Below are 18,044 nucleotides of genomic sequence, written 5' to 3' on the forward strand. Positions count from 1 at the left end.
CCGTGTCGCGACAACTCGATGCGGGGCGACTGACCCGCAAGGCCCGCAAGAGGATCAGCAGGGGCATCGCCGACAACCTCGGCCCGATCGCGGCCTGGTTCGGCGTCGCCGTCCTCGCGGTCTTCGCGGTCGTCCAGCTCCTCCCCGAAGACGGCGAAGAGGCCCTGCCCACCACCGTCGAATCCGTGGTGCTCCTCGGCGTCAGCGGCCTCACCTGGACCGACATCGACGCCGAGACCACCCCGAACCTCGCCGCGCTGGCGCAGAACGGCTCCCTCGCGGAGCTGAACACGAACTCAGGCCGCAACTTCACGTGCGCGCTCGACGGCTGGCTCACCCTCTCGGCGGGCGCCTCCGCCGTGAGCGACCCCTACGGGCAGGGCTCCTCGTGCGACCCGGCCTCGGCCGAGCAGATCAGCGTCGAGGACGGCACCGCCACCGTGGGGGACATGACCGACCTCGTCACCCTCAACCGCGACCTCGACCAGCGCACCCAGCTCGGGACGCTCGCGGCCGGCACCAGCTGCGCGACCGCGATCGGCCCCGGCGCGGCGTACGCCACCGCGAACTCGGTCGGCCGCGTCGGCGAGTACCGCTCCGCCCTGCCCGCGGGGGACCAGCTGATCGAGGCGCTGGCCGAATGCCCGCTCACCGTCGTGGACGGCGGCGTCCTTCCCGCCGAAGAGCCGGCGCGGACCGAGGCGCTCGCGGACCTCGACGCCGCGGCGGGGGAGCTCCAGGCCGCGCGCGGCGAGGACTCGGCGCTCATCGTCTCGGGCCTTGCCCAAGTGGACGAACCGAACCGGCTGCTCGCGACGGTCGCGAACTTCGGCGACGAGGACGGCCACAACCTCCTCGACCTGCCCGCCGAGCGCCCCGGCTACCTGCGACTGACCGACCTCACCGCGACGATCCTGACGCTCTTGGACTCGCCGCTGCCGGACACCACGAGCGGGACGGCGGCGGGAGCCACCGCCGACTTGCTGTCCTATGAGGACCGGCAGGCGGTGTTCGACGACACCGATTCGCGGCTCATGGCGGCCTCGGTCGCCGCTCCGGCCACCCAGTGGCTCCAGGTGCTCCTGTTCCTCGCCTTGACGTTCGTGGCCTGGCCGCTGCTGCACCTGCTGCGCAGCGCGGGGCAGCCGGGCGTGAAGCCGCCGCCGCTGTGGCTCATGCGCTTGAACATCGTCTCGGCGCTCGTGTGCGCGCTGTTCGTGGCCGCCGCGATCCTCGCGGACTTCTTCGGCTGGTGGTCCGCCGCGCACCCGGGCGTCGTCGGCCCGCTCACCGCGCTCGGAATCGCGGTCGTGTGCGCGTTCGTCGCGATCGGCCTGCCCGGCCGTCACGGCCCCGCGGCCCTCATGGTCGCCGTCTCCGCGTTCGGGCTCATCGTGACCGTCCTCGCGATGCTCCTGCACACCGAGGACCCGCTCGGGACCCTCCTCGGCGACTACACGGTCGCCGACTCGGCGTCGAACGCGCTCGGGCCGGTCGCGACCGGCATGTTCATCGCCTCGCTGTGGCTGCTCGCCGCGGCCGTCGCGTGGCGGCTCCCGCGCCGCTTCCAGTCCCCGGCGATGGCCGGGATCGGCTGCGTCGGCGTGCTCGTCGTCTCGGCCGGGTTCCTCGGCGACTCCGTCCCCGCGGCCGTCGCGATCATCGTCGGCACCTGCCTCGCGGCGGCCCTCGCCACCGGCGGCTGGGTCACCTTCCCGCGCTTCGCCTGGTCGGGCCTGGCCGGCGTCGCGGTCCTCTTCGGGCTCTCCTGGATCGACTACCAGCGACCCCTCGCCGAACGCGGCGAGCTCGGCTCGTTCCTCGGCGACATCATGGGCGACACGAACGGGGTCATCGCCTCCGGCGTCGGCTCGAACATCGTGGCGGTCTTCACCTCGCCGCTGAGCGTGCTCACCGTCATGGCGGGCGCCTACTGCTGGCTGGTCCTGCTGCGTCCCGGCGGCGGCCTGCGCCGGGCCTTCGGCCTGTACCCGCCGCTGCGCGCCGCGTTCTCCGCCGCCGTGGCCGGATCGGCGATCGCGGGCCTCCTCCTCGGCAAGGGCCTCATGAGCCTCGGCGCGGCCCTTGCGGTCATGGTTCCCTTGGCGGTCATCATGAGCCACCGCGTCCTGGCCCGCGCGCACGTCAAGGACGGCCAGTACTCGGACATGATCGTCGACGCACCCTCGTGGGTCGATGAGGAAAACGGCGGTGAAAGTGTTAGTGTGGAATCCCGTGGATGACGCGATCCACCGGCTGTTTTCAATAACGGCTCGATCGACACGATTACCACGGGAGTTCGCTTTGGCCAGCGCCGCTAATGGTCAGATCCGTTCCACGAAGCACCTCTTCGTCACCGGCGGGGTCACCTCCGCCCTCGGCAAGGGGATGACCGCCGCCAGTCTCGGCAATCTGCTGACCGCGCGCGGGCTGTACGTGGTGATGCAGAAGATCGACCCGTACCTCAACGTCGACCCCGGCACCATGAACCCGTACGAGCACGGCGAGGTCTTCGTCACCGACGACGGCGGCGAGACCGACCTCGACATCGGCAACTACGAGCGGTTCCTCGACCGCAACCTCTCGAAGTACGCGAACGTGACCACCGGCCAGGTGTACTCCGACGTCATCGCCAAGGAGCGCCGCGGCGACTACCTGGGCGCGACCGTGCAGGTCATCCCGCACATCACGAACGAGATCAAGGCGCGCCTGGCGGCGATGGCCGACCCCGACCCCGAGACCGGGCGCGTCCCCGACGTGGTCATCACCGAGGTCGGCGGCACGGTGGGCGACATCGAGTCGCTGCCGTTCCTGGAGGCGATCCGCCAGTACCGGCACGACATCGGGCGCGACAACTGCTTCTTCCTGCACGTCTCGCTGGTGCCGTACCTGGCGGCGTCCTCGGAGATGAAGACGAAGCCGACGCAGCACTCGGTGGCGCAGCTGCGCAGCATCGGCATCCAGCCCGACGCGATCGTGTGCCGCTCGGACCGGCCGCTGCCGGACGGGCTGAAGAGCAAGATCGCGGGGTTCTGCGACGTGGACGACGCGGCGGTCGTCTCGGCGCCGGACTCGAAGTCGATCTACGAGATCCCGAAGACCCTGCACTCCGAGGGCCTGGACGCGTACGTGGTGCGCAAGCTCGACCTGCCGTTCCGTGACGTGGACTGGACGCGCTGGGACGACCTGCTCGACCGGGTGCACCACCCGGTGGCGACCGTCGAGGTCGCGATCGTGGGCAAGTACGTCGAGCTGCCGGACGCGTACAAGTCCGTGGTGGAGGCGCTCAGCGCGGCCGGGTTCGCGAACCGCGCGAAGGTGAAGGTCCGCTGGGTCATCTCGGACGAGTGCGCGACCCCGGAGGGCACCGCGAAGGCGCTCGCCGGAGTGGACGCGGTGGTGATCCCGGGCGGGTTCGGCGACCGGGGCGTGCCCGGGAAGCTGCAGGCGCTCACCTGGTCGCGGACGCGGCTGGTGCCGACCCTGGGCCTGTGCCTGGGCATGCAGTGCATGGCGATCGAGGGCCTGCGCGAGGTCGCGGGACTCGTGGGCGCGAACTCGGAGGAGTTCGACCCCGAGGCCGAGCACCTGGTCATCTCGACGATGGCCGACCAGACCGACATCGTGGCCGGGCGCGGCGACATGGGCGGGACGATGCGCCTGGGCACCTACCCGGCGAAGCTGGCCGAGGGCTCGATCGCGGCCGAGGTGTACGGCGCGACCGAGGTCAACGAGCGGCACCGCCACCGCTACGAGGTGAACAACGCCTACCGCGACCAGCTGGTGAAGTCCGGTTTCGTGATCTCGGGCCTGTCGCCCGACGGGCGCCTGGTCGAGTTCATCGAGCTCGACCGCGACGTGCACCCGTACTACATCGCGACGCAGGCGCACCCTGAGCTGAAGTCCCGTCCGACCCGCCCGCACCCGCTGTTCGCGGGCCTGGTGGAGGCGGCGCTCAGGCGCCAGGCGGCCGAGCGCCTCGACATCGAAGCGGCGTAAGCGAATACGCGAGAGCGGGGCCCCGATCGGGGCCCCGCCTTTTCGCTTTCGGTTATGCGCCTTTGGGATTGGGTCCGTAGCGGTTGGGTCCGGGTTCGCTGTCGAAGAGGTTGAACACGAGCAGGACGATCCAGCCGACGCACGGCACCAGCCCGATGAACCACCACCAGCCGGTGCGGCCGGTGTCGTGGAGCCGCCGCACCTGCACGGCGATGGTCGGGATGATGAGCGCCAGGGCGTAGATCAAGGCGAGGTAGTTGAAGAAGTTCGGGTCGTCGCCGAGGTAGTTCCAGTCGCTCGCGTCGTCCGGCCGGTTGCTCAGGCAGCTCAGGATCGCGCTGATGACGGCGTTGACGATGACGAACCACCAGTACTCGCGGCGGCGGGAGCGGCCGCTGAACACCGCGTACTTCTTGAGGGCGGTCATGTACCAGCTCATTGCCGTGCCCCTTCCCCGCCCCGCGCAGGGGCGATCCGCTGACCGGGTCTCAAATGGACCCGGTCAGAGAATCGTAGGGCGAATCGTCCGGCAGGGAAGCCGCTTCAGCGTTCTGCGGCGCGGCCGCGCAGGGCCCGGCCGACGGCGACGGCGGCGACGAGGACCAGGACCGCGGCGATGACCGCGACGATGCGCAGGCCGTCGGTGAACGCGGTGCGGGCGGCCTCCAGGAGCGCTTCCCCTGCGGCGGCCGGCATGGCCGCGGCGACGTGCACGGCCTCGCCCAGGGTCTCCGCCGCGGCGGCCGGGGCGTCGCCGAGCTCGGCCCGGTAGATCCCGGTCGCGAGCGAACCGAGCAGGGCCACGCCCATGGCGCCGCCGAGCTCGTACGCGGTCTCGGAGATCGCCGAGGCCGCGCCGGCCCGGTGGGCCGGGGCGGCGGCGAGGATCGCGTCGTTCGTGATCGTCTGCGCCAGCCCGGAGCCGCCGCCGATGAGCGCGAACGCGACCGCGACGACCGCGGCACCGGCGTCGACGCCGATGAGCGTCATCGCGGCGAACCCGGCGATGATGAGCACCAGGCCGCCGATGACGGTGCGCACCATGCCGATCCGCTCGCTCAAGCGCACCGCGAGCAGCCCCGTCACGACCGAGACGGCCATGCCCGGCAGTAGCAGCAGCCCCGCCTGCATGGGGGAGAAGCCGAGCACCAGCTGCAGGTACTGCGTGAGCAGGAACAGCGAGGAGATCATCGCGAACACGATGGTGAAGTTCGTGGCGAGCGAGGCGCTGAAGCGGCGGATCCGGAACAGGCCGACGTCGAGCAGCGGGTGCTCGAGGCGCTGCTGGCGGCGCACGAACCACACGCCCGCGGCCGCGCCGACCGCGATCGCGGCGGCCGCCGCGACCGTGACGCCGTGCTCGGCGATGGTCTTGACGCCGTAAACGAACGGGAACATCGCCAGGAACGACAGGGCGACGCTCGGCAGGTCGATCCGACCCGGGTTCGGGTCCTTCGACTCCGGCAGCAGGAACGGCGCGGCGAAGAGCACGGCGATCGAGACGGGCGCGGCCATGAGGAACACCGAGCCCCACCAGAAGTGCTCGAGCAGCCAGCCGCCGAGGATCGGCCCGAGGGCCGAGCCGGCCGAGAAGCCGGAGGCCCAGATGGCGATGGCGAACTTGCGCTGGCGGTCGTCGTGGAAGAGGTTCCGCATGAGCGCCAGCGTGGTCGGCATGAGGGTCGCGCCCGCGAGGCCGAGGAGGGCGCGCGCGGCGATGAGGGCCTCGGCGGTGGGCGCGTAGGCGGCCAGGACGCTCGCGGCGGCGAACGCGGCCGAGCCGATGACGAGCAGCCGGCGGCGGCCGATGCGGTCGCCGAGGGTGCCCATGGTGACCAGCAGGCCCGCGAGGACGAAGCCGTAGACGTCGACGATCCACAGCAGCTGCGAGCTGGAGGGCGCGAGGTCTTCGGACAGGAAGGGCACGGCGAAGCCGAGCACGGTCATGTCGATCGAGATGAGCAGCACCGGGAGCACCAGCACCGCCAGCGCCCAACCTTGTCTGGCGCTGATGCGGGCGCGCGGCTCCTGCGGGGCGCGAAGCGTGGCGGCCATGGGTTTCACTACTTTCTTGACGTGAGCCGCGGCACGGCTCGCGAGGCGGCATCCCAGACACCGGGCGTGCCGGAGACCGACACGCCCCTCGACTGTACCGTCCGGACGGTACAGTAGTCACCAGGAGGAAACATGAAAGAGCCCGAGATCACCACCCGGGACCGCATCCTGAACGCGCTCCAGCGCCTGCTCGTAGACGAAGGCTCCTCGGGGGTCACCCTCGAGAAGGTCGCCGCCGCCGCGGGCGTCTCCAAAGGCGGACTGCTGTACCACTTCAAGTCCAAGTCCGACCTCTACGACGGCCTGGCCCGCCGCCACCGCGCCGTCGAAGAGGCCAACATCGCGAAGGCCCGCGAGAGCGGCGTCGTCGAGATGTTCCTCGAGGTCTCCTGGGTCGAATCCGAGGAGTCGGCGGCCGGACTCTGGGCGCTGCTCACCGCGCTGCGCGGCAAAGGCGAGCTCTCCGAGCAGGCCCGCGCAGACGTCCTCTTCATCTTCAACGGCTGGCGCGACCTCATCCACGAGCAGGTCGCCGACCCCGTGACCGCCGAGATCGTGCGCCTGGTCGGCGACGGCCTGTTCCTCTCGGCGCTGGCCGGCGCCCCGCTGCCCGACCGCGAGGTCGTGGAGCAGATCCTCCGGCGCCTGCGCAACGAGGCCGCGGAGACCTGATCCCGAAACCTGAGCGGACTAGTGTGGCCCTCGTGCATGAGTACCGAGTCCTCGACAGCGAAATCATCCACCGCGGCTGGGCCTACGAGCTGACCGCCGAGACCATCGCGATGCCCGGAGGGGGCACCGCGAAGCGCGAGTTCATCAAGCACGTCGGCGCGGTCCTCACCGTCCCGCTCGACGACCAGGGCCGCGTCGGCCTGATCCGGCAGTTCCGCGTGCCCGCCAAAGAGGTCCTGTGGGAGCTCCCGGCGGGCCTGCGCGACGTCGAAGGCGAGGACCTGGAGCTGGCCGCCCGCCGCGAGCTCGCCGAGGAGGCCGACCTCCACGCCGCCGAACTCGTCAAGCTCGGCGAGTTCTACTCCACCCCCGGCATCTCCAGCGAGGTCATCCACTACTACCTCGCCACCGGCCTCACCCCCGTGCCCGAGGCGGACCTGCACCAGCGCACCGACGAGGAGACTCACATCGAACTCGCCTGGTGGGACCTGGACAAGGCGCTCACCGCCGTCGCCGAAGGCGAGATCCGCAACGGCGTCTGCGCCCTCGCCCTGACGCTCACCAAGCTCCACCTCGACCGCGCCTAGCCGCAGAGCGCACGCTCACATGGCCCGCCGCGCGTTGTGCGGCGGGCCTCTTTACGATCACAGCGACGACGCCGTCCGAACCGCTGACCCACAAGGAATGCGCGCTCCAGGACGTCTGGCGTCCTAGACTGCCCGTGCGGGATGCCGACCGGCCCCGAACTGGCACAACGCTTCGGAAGGAACCCGCACGTGAAAGTCGCCGTCCCCCGCGAGATCAAGAACAACGAGTACCGCGTCGCCCTCACCCCCGCCGGGGTCCACGAGCTCGTCGCCGCCGGCCACGACGTCTACATCGAGACCGGAGCCGGCCTCGGCTCCGCCATCACCGACGCCGACTACCGCCACGCCGGGGCGCTCATCTGCCCCGACGCCGATTCCACCTGGGACGCAGGCGACCTCGTCCTCAAGGTCAAGGAGCCGATCCAGGACGAGTTCCACCGGATGCGGCCCGGCCAGACCCTCTTCACCTACCTGCACCTCGCCGCCGGCGCCGAATGCACCGACGCGCTCCTCGAACGCCACATCACCGGCATCGCCTACGAGACCGTGCAGACCGCCGACGGTCGGCTCCCGCTCCTGGCGCCCATGAGCGAGGTCGCCGGGCGGCTCGCCGTCCAGGCCGGCGCGTACCACCTCCAGCGCCCCGAAGGCGGCCGCGGCACCCTCATGGGCGGCGTCCCCGGGACCCCGCCCGCGCGCGTGGTCATCATCGGCGCGGGCGTCTCGGGCATGAACGCCGCCGCGATCGCCGTGGGCATGCGCGCCGACGTGGAGCTGCTCGACCTCAACATCGAGAAGCTCCACGCCGCCGACGACCTCTACCAGGGCCGCCTGCGCACCATCGTCTCCAACCGCTTCGAGGTCAAGCGCGCCTGCGCCGAAGCCGACCTCGTCATCGGCGCGGTGCTCGTCCCGGGTGCCAAGGCCCCCACCGTGGTCGACGACGAAGTGCTCACCGACATGAAGGACGGCGCGGTCCTCGTCGACATCGCGATCGACCAGGGCGGCTGCTTCGCGCACTCCAAGGCCACGACGCACGACGACCCCACGTTCACCCACGCGGGCAAGCTCTTCTACTGCGTCGCGAACATGCCGGGGGCCGTGCCGAACACGTCCACGTACGCGCTGACGAACGCCACGCTCCCGTACGTCATGAAGCTCGCCAACCTCGGCTGGGTCGCGGCGCTCAAGGCCGACCCGGCCCTCGCGCTCGGCCTCAACACCTATGCGGGGCAGGTCGTCAACGAGCCGGTGGCGATCACGCACCACCTGCCGCTGAAACCGATCGCGCAGGTGCTCGCCGAGAACTGACGTCCATTCAGGTCCCGGGCCGCGCCCCGGGCAGCGGGCGAACTCACGCCGGGTGCCTCGGAGTCTCCCAAGCCGTCGACAGCCTCGATACACTGACGTACAGTCGCTAAGACAGGCAATGGTGAGACGCCCGGCACCCGGTGTCGACCTCGCACCCGGAGGCGCGAAGAAATGAGCAGTGTGGACAGCAACGACAAATGGGCGGCCCTGCGCGGTGCCGCGCAGATGCCTCCCGCTGACGGAACCGAGGACCTGTCCTCGCCCGACCCCGAGGCCTACACGAACAAGCGCGAGATCCCGCAGCCCCAGCCGCTGGAGCGCCACGGACCGGCCCGCGTCATCGCCATGGCCAACCAGAAGGGCGGGGTCGGCAAGACCACCACGACCATCAACCTCGGTGCGGCCCTTGCCGAGTACGGCCGCAAGGTGCTCCTGGTCGACTTCGACCCGCAGGGCGCGCTCTCGGTCGGCTTCGGCACCAACCCCCACACCCTCGACCTCACCGTCTACAACCTCCTCATGCAGGACGACGTCGACATCGACGACGTCATGGTCAAGACGAACGTCGCCGGCCTGCGGCTGCTCCCCGCCAACATCGACCTCTCGGCCGCCGAGATCCAGCTCGTCAACGAGGTCGCCCGCGAGCAGACCCTCGCCCGCGTGCTGCGCCCGGTCATCCCCGACTTCGACTACATCCTCATCGACTGCCAGCCCTCCTTGGGGCTCTTGACGATCAACGCGCTCACCGCCGCGCACTCGGTGCTCGTCCCGCTCGAGTGCGAGTTCTTCTCCCTGCGCGGTGTGGCGCTGCTGCTCGACACCGTCGACAAGGTCCGCGAGCGGCTCAACTACGACCTCGAGCTCGACGGCATCCTCGCGACCATGTACGACTCGCGCACCACGCACTCCCGCCAGGTGCTCCAGCGGGTCGTCGAAGCCTTCGGGGACAAGGTGTTCTCGACCGTCATCACCCGCACGGTGCGCTTCCCCGAGACCACCGTCGCCGGCGAGCCCATCACCACCTGGGCGCCGGCGTCCTCCGGCGCGCGCGCCTACCGCCAGCTCGCCCGGGAGCTCATCGCCGCCACCGACAAATTATGGGGCCATCGCCCGCACTCAGGAACAATCTGAGCTGCGGCTCCCTCGTCGCAAGTACTGCTCTGCTGCGCTCCGCTCACGTACTAGCTCCTCACGAGCCTTGTCAGATTGCCCCTGAGCACGACCGCTGACCCCAAATTCCTCCCTACATCGATGGATCGAGCGTGGTGTCCGAGACGTCCGTCTAAGCTTGCGTGCGTGACCGACCAGCAGCCGCCCCAGCTCCCGACCCAGCGGGAGGGCGAACCGGAGGAGGCCGAGAGCGGCTTCCACGTCCGGCTCGCCAATTTCGAGGGCCCGTTCGACCTGCTGCTCCAGCTCATCGGCAAGCACAAGCTCGACGTCACCGAACTCGCCCTCCACCAGGTCGCCTCCGAGTTCATCGCCTACGTGACCGGACTCGACGACGCCTGGAACCTCGAGGAGACCTCCGAGTTCCTGCTCATCGCCGCCACCCTCCTCGACCTCAAGACCGCCCGGCTCCTGCCCGGCACCGTCGTCGACGACGAGGAGGACCTGGCCCTCCTCGAGGCCCGCGACCTCCTCTTCGCCCGCCTCCTGCAGTACAAGGCCTACAAGGAGGCCGCCGGTGCGCTCGCGATGTTCGTCGAGTCCGCCGCGACCCGCGTCCCCCGCAACGTCGGCCTCGAAGAGCGGTACAAGGGCCTGCTCCCCGAGCTCGTCCTCGACCTCACCCCCGAAGCGCTGGCCGCCTTGGCGGGCCAGGCGATGAAGCCCAAGCCGCCGCCCACCGTCGGCACCGGCCACATCCACATGCAGCGCGTCTCGGTGCGCGAGCACGCCGTCATCCTCTCCCGCCGCCTCCAACGCGTCCAGACCGCCACCTTCCGAGCCCTGACCTCGGACTGCGAGACCCACCTCGAGGTCGTCGCCCGGTTCCTGGCGCTGCTGGAGCTGTACCGGGAGGCCCTGGTCGGGTTCGAGCAGATGCAGGCGCTCGGCGAGCTGACCGTGCGCTGGCTCGGCGGCACCGGCAACACCGAGATCGAAGTCGACGAATACGCGGGCACGCCCGCGGAACCGGAAGCGGGGGAGGAAGCGAGCACATGACCGAGCACGTGGGGGATTCCCTCGAACGGGACCTGGCGACCTGGAAGATGCCCGGCGCGCGCCAGGAGGCCGCGCCGCTGCGCCCCGACACGCCCCCCGACGAACCGCCCGGCGAGGGCGACGAGTACTCCAACGCGCTCGCCGCCGTCCCCGCCCAAGCCGAACCGGACGACGAACCCGAGGTCACGGCCACCAGCCCCGTCCCCGACGACGTCGACCTCGGCGCGGTCCTCGAGGCGATCCTCATGATCGCCGAAGAGCCCCTGAGCGAGGAGTTCCTCTCCTCGGTATTGGAGCGGCCACGTTCACAGGTGCGCGAGCAACTGGGCCGTCTCAGCGCCGAATACACTGGCGACGGGCGCGGATTCGATCTGCGTCGCCAAGCCGGCGGCTGGCGCTTCTACACCCGGGCCGACTACGCCCGCTACGTGGAGCGGTTCGTGACCGACGGCGCCTCCGCCCGCCTCACCAAGGCGGCCCTGGAGACGCTCGCCGTGGTCGCCTACCGCCAGCCGGTCACCCGCGGCCGCATCTCGGCCATCCGGGGGGTCAACTGCGACGGGGTCATGCGGACCCTGCTCGCGCGCGGCCTGGTCGAGGAGTGCGGGACGGACCCGGACGGATCGGCGACGCTCTACCGCACCACCACCCTGTTCTTGGAGAAGATCGGACTGGACACGGTCGACCAGCTGCCTGAGCTGGCCCCGTTCCTGCCGGACGACGTGACGGATATCGAGGAAGATGAACAACGCTGACGAAGAGGGCATCCGCCTGCAGAAAGTGCTGTCGCAGGCCGGGATCGCCTCCCGCCGGGCCGCCGAGGACCTGATCTCCCGCGGCAAGGTGAAGGTCAACGGCGAACCCGCCCGCCTCGGCCAGCGCGTCGACCCCGAGAAGGACGTCATCCACGTCTCGGGCAAGCGGGTCGTGACCGACGTCGACAAGGTGTACTTCGCGATCAACAAGCCGCGCGGCATCGTCTCGACCATGGAGGACGACGAGGGCCGCCCTTCGCTCGCCGAGTTCACCAAGGGCATCGACCAGCGCGTCTTCCACGTCGGCCGCCTCGACACCGACTCCGAGGGCCTGATGCTGCTCACTAACGACGGGGAGCTCGCCAACCGCATCATGCACCCCTCGCACGGCCTGCCGAAGGTCTACCGGGCGCAGGTCGCCGGGATCATGGACCGCGCCACCTGGAACCGGCTCCTCAAGGGCGTCGAGCTCGAAGACGGCATGGCGAAGGCCGACAAGCTCAAGATCATCGACGAGCACGCCGGCCAGTCGTTGATCGAGATCACGATCCACGAGGGCCGCAAACACATTGTGAGGCGACTCATGGACGAGGTCGGGCACCACGTCTCGCGCCTCGTGCGCACCGAGATGGGCCCCGTCCAGCTGCGGAACCTCAAGCCGGGGACCCTGCGGCGGCTCTCCCCCAACGAGATCGGGGAGCTGTTCCGCGAGGTCGGACTCTAGCTGGCTGTACTGACGCAAGGGCGAGGCCCGGTTAATGTTCGGGCATGTCAACCATTCTGAACGTGATCTGGTTCGTGCTGGCCGGGCTGTGGCTCGCGATCGGCTACTTCCTGACGGGCCTGCTCTTCTGCGTCTTCATCGTGACCATCCCGTTCGGCATCGCGAACATGCGCCTGGCCGGGTACGTGCTGTGGCCCTTCGGGCGCACCGTCGTGTACGACCGGTCGGCGGGGTGCTTCTCGCTGCTGGGCAACATCCTGTGGCTGATCCTCTTCGGCTGGGAACTGGCGCTGGCGCACCTCGTCACCGGGTTCCTGCAGGCGGTCACCATCATCGGCATCCCGCTGGCGGTGGCGAACTGGAAGATGATCCCGATGGCGCTGTGGCCGATGGGCGCGCGCGTGGTGGAGCGCCGCTGACCCCCCGCGAATAGTGAGGTCATTCCACACCTCACCAGGTAGAACCGGGCATGATGTAGGTTTGCTTGGTTTGCAGTTGAAGAACGGAGCGCGACAGTGCCTGAGCAGAAGAGCGGACCGGTCGTCGCGATCGACGGCCCGTCCGGGGCCGGGAAGTCGACCGTGGCCAAGACTTTGGCGACCGCGATCGACGCCGCGTACCTCGACACCGGCGCCATGTACCGCGCCGCGACCCTGGCGGTCCTCAACGCCGGCGTCGACCCCTCGCAGACCGCGCAGGTCACCAAGACCGTGAAGAACGCGAAGCTCGAGTTCGGCACCACCCCCGGCGACCCCTTCACCCGCGTCGACGGGGAGGACGCCGACCTGGCGATCCGCGGGGACGACGTGACGAAGGCGGTCTCGGCGGTGGCCGGGAACAAGTCGGTGCGGAAGTTCCTCATCGACGAGCAGCGGCGCATCATCGCCGACGCCAAGGGGGGCATCGTGGTCGAGGGCCGCGACATCGTCTCGGTGGTCGCCCCCGACGCGGACGTCAAGGTCTACCTGACGGCCGACCCGGTGGAGCGCGCGAAGCGCCGCGCCGCGGAGAACGGCGCCGACGCGGACGCGACCGCGAAGGACATCGAGCGGCGCGACACCGCCGACTCGAAGACCACCCGGCCCCTGGAGGCTCCGGAGGGGGCCGTGGTGATCGACTCCACGACGCTGCCGATCGTGGAGGTAGTGGCCAAGATTCTGGCCTTGCTGAGCAACAGGGACATTGATGACTGACGAAGCGACCTGGACCGACGACGACGGTTGGAGCGAGAGCGACGACGTCGACGAGCGCGGTCCGGTCCCGACGGTGGCCGTGGTCGGCCGCCCCAACGTGGGCAAATCGACCTTGGTCAACCGCATCCTGGGCCGCCGCGCCGCGGTGGTGCAGGACGAGCCGGGCGTGACCCGCGACCGCGTGGCGTACGACGCCGAGTGGGCCGGGCGCGAGTTCAGCCTGGTCGACACCGGCGGCTGGGACCCGGACGCCGAGGGCATGGCGAGGTCCATCGCCCTCCAGGCCGAGCTGGCGATGCGCACCGCGGACGTGATCGTGTTCGTGGTCGACTCGCGTGTGGGCCCCACGGACGCCGACGAGGCGGCCGTGCGCATCCTGCGCTCGACCCGCAAACCGGTGATCCTCGTGGCCAACAAGGCCGACTCGGAGCGCCAGGAGGCCGAGGTCCACGAGCTGTGGAGCCTGGGCCTGGGCGAGCCGTTCCCGATCTCGGCCCTGCACGGCCGCAACTCGGGCGACCTGCTCGACAAGATCATCTGGGCGTTCCCCGAGGAGCCCACCGGGCAGCTCAAGGAGCGCGGCCCGCGCAAGGTGGCCCTCGTCGGCCGCCCGAACGTCGGCAAGTCGAGCCTCCTCAACCGCATCGCGGGGGAGGACCGCGCGGTCGTCGACAACGTCGCCGGTACCACGGTCGACCCGGTCGACTCCGTCGTGGAGATCGACGGCGAGGACTGGATCCTCGTCGACACCGCGGGCCTGCGCAAGCGCGTCAAGTTCGCCTCCGGCACCGAGTACTACGCGTCCCTGCGCACCGAAGCCGCCGTCGAGGCCGCCGAGGTCGCGCTGGTCCTCCTGGACGCCTCGGAGCCGATCAGCGAGCAGGACCAGCGGGTCCTGACGCAGGTCACCGAGTCCGGCCGCGCGATGGTCCTCGCCTTCAACAAGTGGGACCTCGTCGACGACGACCGCCGCTACTACCTGGAGAAGGAGATCGACCGCGAACTCGGCCAGGTCTCCTGGGCGCCCCGCGTCAACGTCTCCGCGATGACCGGCCGCGCCGTCGAGAAGATCGCCCGCGCCCTCCGCGAAGCCCTCGAAGGCTGGGGTCAGCGCATCAGCACCGGCGAGCTCAACAAGTGGATCAGCGACCTCCAGGCCGCCACACCGCACCCGGTCCGCGCGAACAAGGCCCCCAAGGTCATCTACGCGACCCAGGCCGCCGCCGAACCGCCGCGCTTCATCCTCTTCACGAACGCGCCGTTCGACAAGCAGTACCTGAAGTTCATCACCCGCAAGCTCCGGGAGGACTTCGGCTTCGTCGGCACGCCCATTGAACTGGTGGTCAAACCCCGCGAATCCCGCAAGAAGGACAAACGCAAATAGCCGGGCTCACACAGGGGACCTCGCCTCAGAGGTCCCCGAGCCTATGAGCTAAAGTTGTCACCGCCGCGGACAACGCGGCAAAAAACGGGCTGTGGCGCAGCTTGGTAGCGCACTTGACTGGGGGTCAAGGGGTCGCAGGTTCAAGTCCTGTCAGCCCGACGTTTTCGCAGGTCAGAGGCTTAGCCTCTGACCTGTTTTTCTTTCCCGGCGAATTTTGTCCGTTTCAAGCTCACAGGCAAGTGGTTCAGACGGAAGCCTATTTTGGATCTGGCGTAGGTCTTAAACCGCAGGTCAAGTCCCGAATCGTCGGTCAATCTGGGACTTCGACCTGGCTCTGGATCCGCGCATGCGGAGGCCGAAGGCGCTTTCGACGATGAATGAATGCGCAGGTAGAACCGGTCGTTCTCGCGACGCCTCGACGCGGCTGATCGCCTGTCCATGGGTCTGTCCATGGTCATGATGGGAGTATGACTCACAAACGTTCCCAACCCTCACGTCCGCGGGGGAGTATCCGCTCTCGCGGGAACGCCTTCCAGGTCCGTGTCTACAACGGCGTCGAATTCGCAACTGGCAGGCAGCTCTACCTCACCGAGTCCTGTAAGGACCGCGATGAGGCCGAGGCCACTCGCGTGCGGCTGGTCGCCCTGGCCGATGGCGGCAAGGCGGCAGCAGGCACATGGAGCTTCGGCGACGCGGTCCGGCAATGGCTCATCACCCGCGACGAGTATGTCGCAGCAGGAGAACTCGCAGCGATAAGTCAGCGCCAATCCCGATACCTAGCGGAGACCCACGTCATTCCCACGCTGGGTGCGATCGCTCTCAGCTCACTCGGGCGCGATTTTGTACAAGCTGCGGAGGGGCTCTACCGCGACATCGGCAAGTGCCGCATCCGCTGCGGAGGCCGCATGCGCATGGAACATCATCCGCCGGGCAGACGCAACGCCCGCCTGGTGCGCGATCTGACCGGCCATCGGTGCGGTCGGCGCTGCAAGTCCCATGTCTGCACGCGTGCCTCGGCGTCGATGCTGCGTAAGGTCCACAGTGTTATCACTGGCACATGCGGCATGCTGTTTCGGTGGGGCTGGCTCGCCACTGATCCGTCCAAGCGCATCCGGGGGCCGAAGTCACCGGTGGTGACCCCGAAGGCACCGACGACCGCCCAGGTGGACGCGCTGATCGAGGCCGCGTTCACCCAGAACCCGGACTGGGGAACGATCGTGCTGCTGCTGTCGGTCACCGGCGCCCGCCGCTCCGAGATCACCCGATCCCAACTCAAGCACGTCGACTTTGATCGCAACTTGATCTTCCTCGACCGCACCAAGGTCAAGGGCACCGCCCGATGGCTCGCGCTCGATCCGGCGACCATGGCGCTCTTGGAGGCGTTGCGCGACCGCATCGCCGAACGCCGCAGTGCCCTGGGCCTAGCACCGACCGGGGAGGAATACCTGTACTCCTACAAGGCCGACCACGCCAAGCCCGGTTCAGCGGGCTACCTCAGCAAACGCTTCAAGGACATGGGCAAATCGATCGGCATCGACACCCACCCCCACGCTTTGCGCCACTACGCCGCGACCGAACTCATCGTCGGCGGTATCGGCATCGTCGACGTCGCCCACCGGCTCGGACACAAATCCCCCTCGACCACCACCGACATTTACGCTGCCTGGCGGCCCGAGGTCGATCAGCGCGCCGCTGCCCTGCTCGCCGGCAGCCTGACACTCCCCGCCGACGTGTTCCCCGCCCCGTCCGTCCGCGACCGCTCCGCCGAACAGACCCGCCGCACCAGTCCCGAAGTCGAGCAGCGCATCTGCGACTTGCGACAGCGCACCGGCTGGGGACCCAAGCGCATCAAAGACCATCTCGCCGCCGAGCACATCTCTATCGACAAGTCCACCGTCTGGAAAGTACTACGCCGCCACGAACTCAACGCCAGCAGTCTGAGTCCCGAAAGGCCATGAGCGGCAGTTGAAGACGCGAGTCGGGATCGTGGCACTGCACCTGTCGCGATCCCGGCTTCGCCCACGACCGGCGGCACTCTTGTGTACCTTCAGTTGGGTTGCTTGCTACTCGAAAGATGAGTACGTAGATTTGGTCGTGAGCGGACGACCACACCGTCTTTGACGACGTAGCACTCGACGCAATGCTCCCCGCGGAATTCCGTTCGTTCGTGAACGGACTCCGACTCGGTTCGAAGCGATGCTCTGCCCGCGAATCAAGTTGCGCCGCTTGACCTCATCTCCCCGCTTGAGCACCGTCTACTTGAGCTTGTATTGGATTTGAACTCCGGTAGCGCGCCCTCGCGTGCGAAGTTCGGAATCACGTCGAGGAGCGCCGCGGCGTCGATCCGCTGCCCGCCCTCGGGGAGATAGACGCGGCGGCACGTCGCCTCCGGTCGCACCACCGGTGCCACGAGCACATCGGCGCCGAACATGTACCAGTAGGCGAGCTCCCAGCAGATCAGGTCCCGCGGGAACCCTTGAACATGCCGCGCATGACTGGCTGCCAGTTGGTGTGCGCCTCGTCCATGAGGCGGCGGGTGTACGGGCGCAGCGCCTCGCGGAGGCGCGCCGTAGCAGACCGGGATCTCGTAGACGTCCTCGCCGAAGCTCCACAGCTGGTTTGGGGCGCCCGCGTTGTTGCGTGGCGAGCCGTCGGCGGTGAGGACCCGCTCGCTCGGCCGGCGGTCGCCGTGCCATGCGCATGACCGGGCAGAACGGCCCGAACTGGAACCAGCGGACCAGGAGCTAGTGGTGCGCCGGGTCCCCGATGTTTCCGCCGGCGAATCCGCCGATGTCGGTGGTGAACCAGGGCCGGCGACGCCCATTTGGACGCCGGCGGTGAGCTGGCGGCGGAAGTCGGCCCAGTCGGAGTGGATGTCGACCGGCCACACGAGGGCGCCGTAGCGCTGGCTGCCGGCCAAGGCGTAGCTCACCAGGTTCACGATCGCCTCTTGGTCTGCGGCCCTTTGGCCTTCGTAGACCATCCGGGAGAACGCCTGTGGGGTAGACGTTGCCGACCTCGACGTTCGGGCCCGCGTGATACCGGTAGTTGTCGAAGTCGTAGATGCGGTACTCCGGTTCGGCTTCGCCGAGCAGAACAGTTTGATGCCCAGGTCGTGGTAGTTGCGCTTGCAGATCTCCCGGGTCTGCTCGCGGGCGCGGGGGGATGCCATTGGGCAGCTAGGTCTGGGTTGTC

16 protein-coding genes, 1 tRNA gene and 1 pseudogene are annotated in these 18,044 nt (G+C 69.1%); 14 read left to right on the top strand and 4 right to left on the bottom strand.

Going from position 1 to position 18,044, the window contains the following annotated elements; all coding sequences use genetic code 11:
- The first annotated feature begins 2 nt into the window (after positions 1 to 2).
- A complete protein-coding gene (locus AB0K52_RS21780; protein WP_363535314.1) occupies positions 3 to 2,243 on the top strand; it encodes a hypothetical protein in 2,241 nt (746 codons plus the stop codon).
- A 61-nt stretch (positions 2,244 to 2,304) separates the two neighbouring features.
- Complete coding sequence (locus AB0K52_RS21785; RefSeq protein ID WP_363535317.1) at positions 2,305 to 3,999, top strand: CTP synthase; 1,695 nt, start codon at positions 2,305 to 2,307, stop codon at positions 3,997 to 3,999.
- 52 nt (positions 4,000 to 4,051) lie between these two features.
- On the opposite strand, the gene AB0K52_RS21790 is transcribed toward AB0K52_RS21785, so the two are convergent.
- Both AB0K52_RS21790 and AB0K52_RS21795 read right to left on the bottom strand, forming a co-directional pair.
- Positions 4,052 to 4,438 (bottom strand): DUF805 domain-containing protein, encoded by a 387-nt coding sequence (locus AB0K52_RS21790; RefSeq protein WP_363535320.1) that lies wholly within the window; start codon positions 4,436 to 4,438, stop codon positions 4,052 to 4,054.
- 104 nt (positions 4,439 to 4,542) lie between these two features.
- Complete coding sequence (locus tag AB0K52_RS21795) at positions 4,543 to 6,054, bottom strand: MFS transporter (RefSeq protein ID WP_363535322.1); 1,512 nt, start codon at positions 6,052 to 6,054, stop codon at positions 4,543 to 4,545.
- Positions 6,055 to 6,186: 132 nt separating this feature from the next.
- Here AB0K52_RS21795 and AB0K52_RS21800 point away from each other — a divergent pair, with 132 nt between their 5' ends.
- From AB0K52_RS21800 to AB0K52_RS21855, 12 genes are all read left to right on the top strand, one after another.
- Positions 6,187 to 6,726 (top strand): TetR/AcrR family transcriptional regulator, encoded by a 540-nt coding sequence (locus AB0K52_RS21800; protein ID WP_363535325.1) that lies wholly within the window; start codon positions 6,187 to 6,189, stop codon positions 6,724 to 6,726.
- A 32-nt stretch (positions 6,727 to 6,758) separates the two neighbouring features.
- Entirely contained in the window at positions 6,759 to 7,313 is a 555-nt protein-coding gene (locus AB0K52_RS21805; RefSeq protein ID WP_307792851.1) for an NUDIX hydrolase, read from the top strand.
- Positions 7,314 to 7,502: 189 nt separating this feature from the next.
- On the top strand, positions 7,503 to 8,624 hold the full coding sequence (gene ald, locus AB0K52_RS21810) for an alanine dehydrogenase (RefSeq protein ID WP_363535329.1): 1,122 nt from the start codon (positions 7,503 to 7,505) through the stop codon (positions 8,622 to 8,624).
- 225 nt (positions 8,625 to 8,849) lie between these two features.
- The gene (locus tag AB0K52_RS21815) at positions 8,850 to 9,755 is read left to right on the top strand and encodes a ParA family protein (protein ID WP_363535428.1); all 906 of its coding nucleotides are present in this window, start codon (positions 8,850 to 8,852) and stop codon (positions 9,753 to 9,755) included.
- A gap of 165 nt (positions 9,756 to 9,920) precedes the next feature.
- Complete coding sequence (locus AB0K52_RS21820) at positions 9,921 to 10,793, top strand: ScpA family protein (RefSeq protein ID WP_363535332.1); 873 nt, start codon at positions 9,921 to 9,923, stop codon at positions 10,791 to 10,793.
- Entirely contained in the window at positions 10,790 to 11,548 is a 759-nt protein-coding gene (scpB, locus tag AB0K52_RS21825; RefSeq protein ID WP_363535335.1) for an SMC-Scp complex subunit ScpB, read from the top strand. The genes AB0K52_RS21820 and scpB overlap by 4 nt, the downstream gene beginning before the upstream one ends.
- Positions 11,535 to 12,272, top strand: a complete 738-nt coding sequence (locus AB0K52_RS21830; protein WP_208494447.1) for a pseudouridine synthase — start codon at positions 11,535 to 11,537, stop codon at positions 12,270 to 12,272. Before scpB ends, AB0K52_RS21830 begins: the two co-directional genes overlap by 14 nt.
- A 44-nt stretch (positions 12,273 to 12,316) precedes the next feature.
- A complete protein-coding gene (locus AB0K52_RS21835) occupies positions 12,317 to 12,691 on the top strand; it encodes a YccF domain-containing protein (RefSeq protein ID WP_363535338.1) in 375 nt (124 codons plus the stop codon).
- A 96-nt stretch (positions 12,692 to 12,787) separates the two neighbouring features.
- Positions 12,788 to 13,465 carry a (d)CMP kinase gene (gene cmk / locus AB0K52_RS21840; RefSeq protein WP_363535342.1) on the top strand — a complete coding sequence of 226 codons (678 nt, stop codon included), beginning with the start codon at positions 12,788 to 12,790 and terminating at the stop codon, positions 13,463 to 13,465.
- Complete coding sequence (gene der / locus AB0K52_RS21845) at positions 13,458 to 14,849, top strand: ribosome biogenesis GTPase Der (protein WP_208494450.1); 1,392 nt, start codon at positions 13,458 to 13,460, stop codon at positions 14,847 to 14,849. Before cmk ends, der begins: the two co-directional genes overlap by 8 nt.
- An 85-nt stretch (positions 14,850 to 14,934) precedes the next feature.
- Positions 14,935 to 15,008, top strand: a tRNA-Pro gene (locus AB0K52_RS21850).
- 308 nt (positions 15,009 to 15,316) lie between these two features.
- Positions 15,317 to 16,807, top strand: a complete 1,491-nt coding sequence (locus AB0K52_RS21855; RefSeq protein WP_363535345.1) for a tyrosine-type recombinase/integrase — start codon at positions 15,317 to 15,319, stop codon at positions 16,805 to 16,807.
- A gap of 89 nt (positions 16,808 to 16,896) precedes the next feature.
- Here AB0K52_RS21855 and AB0K52_RS21860 read toward each other — a convergent pair.
- Both AB0K52_RS21860 and AB0K52_RS21865 read right to left on the bottom strand, forming a co-directional pair.
- A pseudogene (locus AB0K52_RS21860) lies at positions 16,897 to 16,995 on the bottom strand (hypothetical protein); the annotation flags it as partial.
- 66 nt (positions 16,996 to 17,061) lie between these two features.
- Positions 17,062 to 18,021, bottom strand: a complete 960-nt coding sequence (locus AB0K52_RS21865) for a TIM-barrel domain-containing protein (RefSeq protein ID WP_363535348.1) — start codon at positions 18,019 to 18,021, stop codon at positions 17,062 to 17,064.
- Between the last annotated feature and the right edge of the window lie 23 nt (positions 18,022 to 18,044).

The organism is Glycomyces sp. NPDC049804, from assembly GCF_040674615.1.
Taxonomy (GTDB): Bacteria; Actinomycetota; Actinomycetes; order Mycobacteriales; family Micromonosporaceae; genus Glycomyces; species Glycomyces niveus.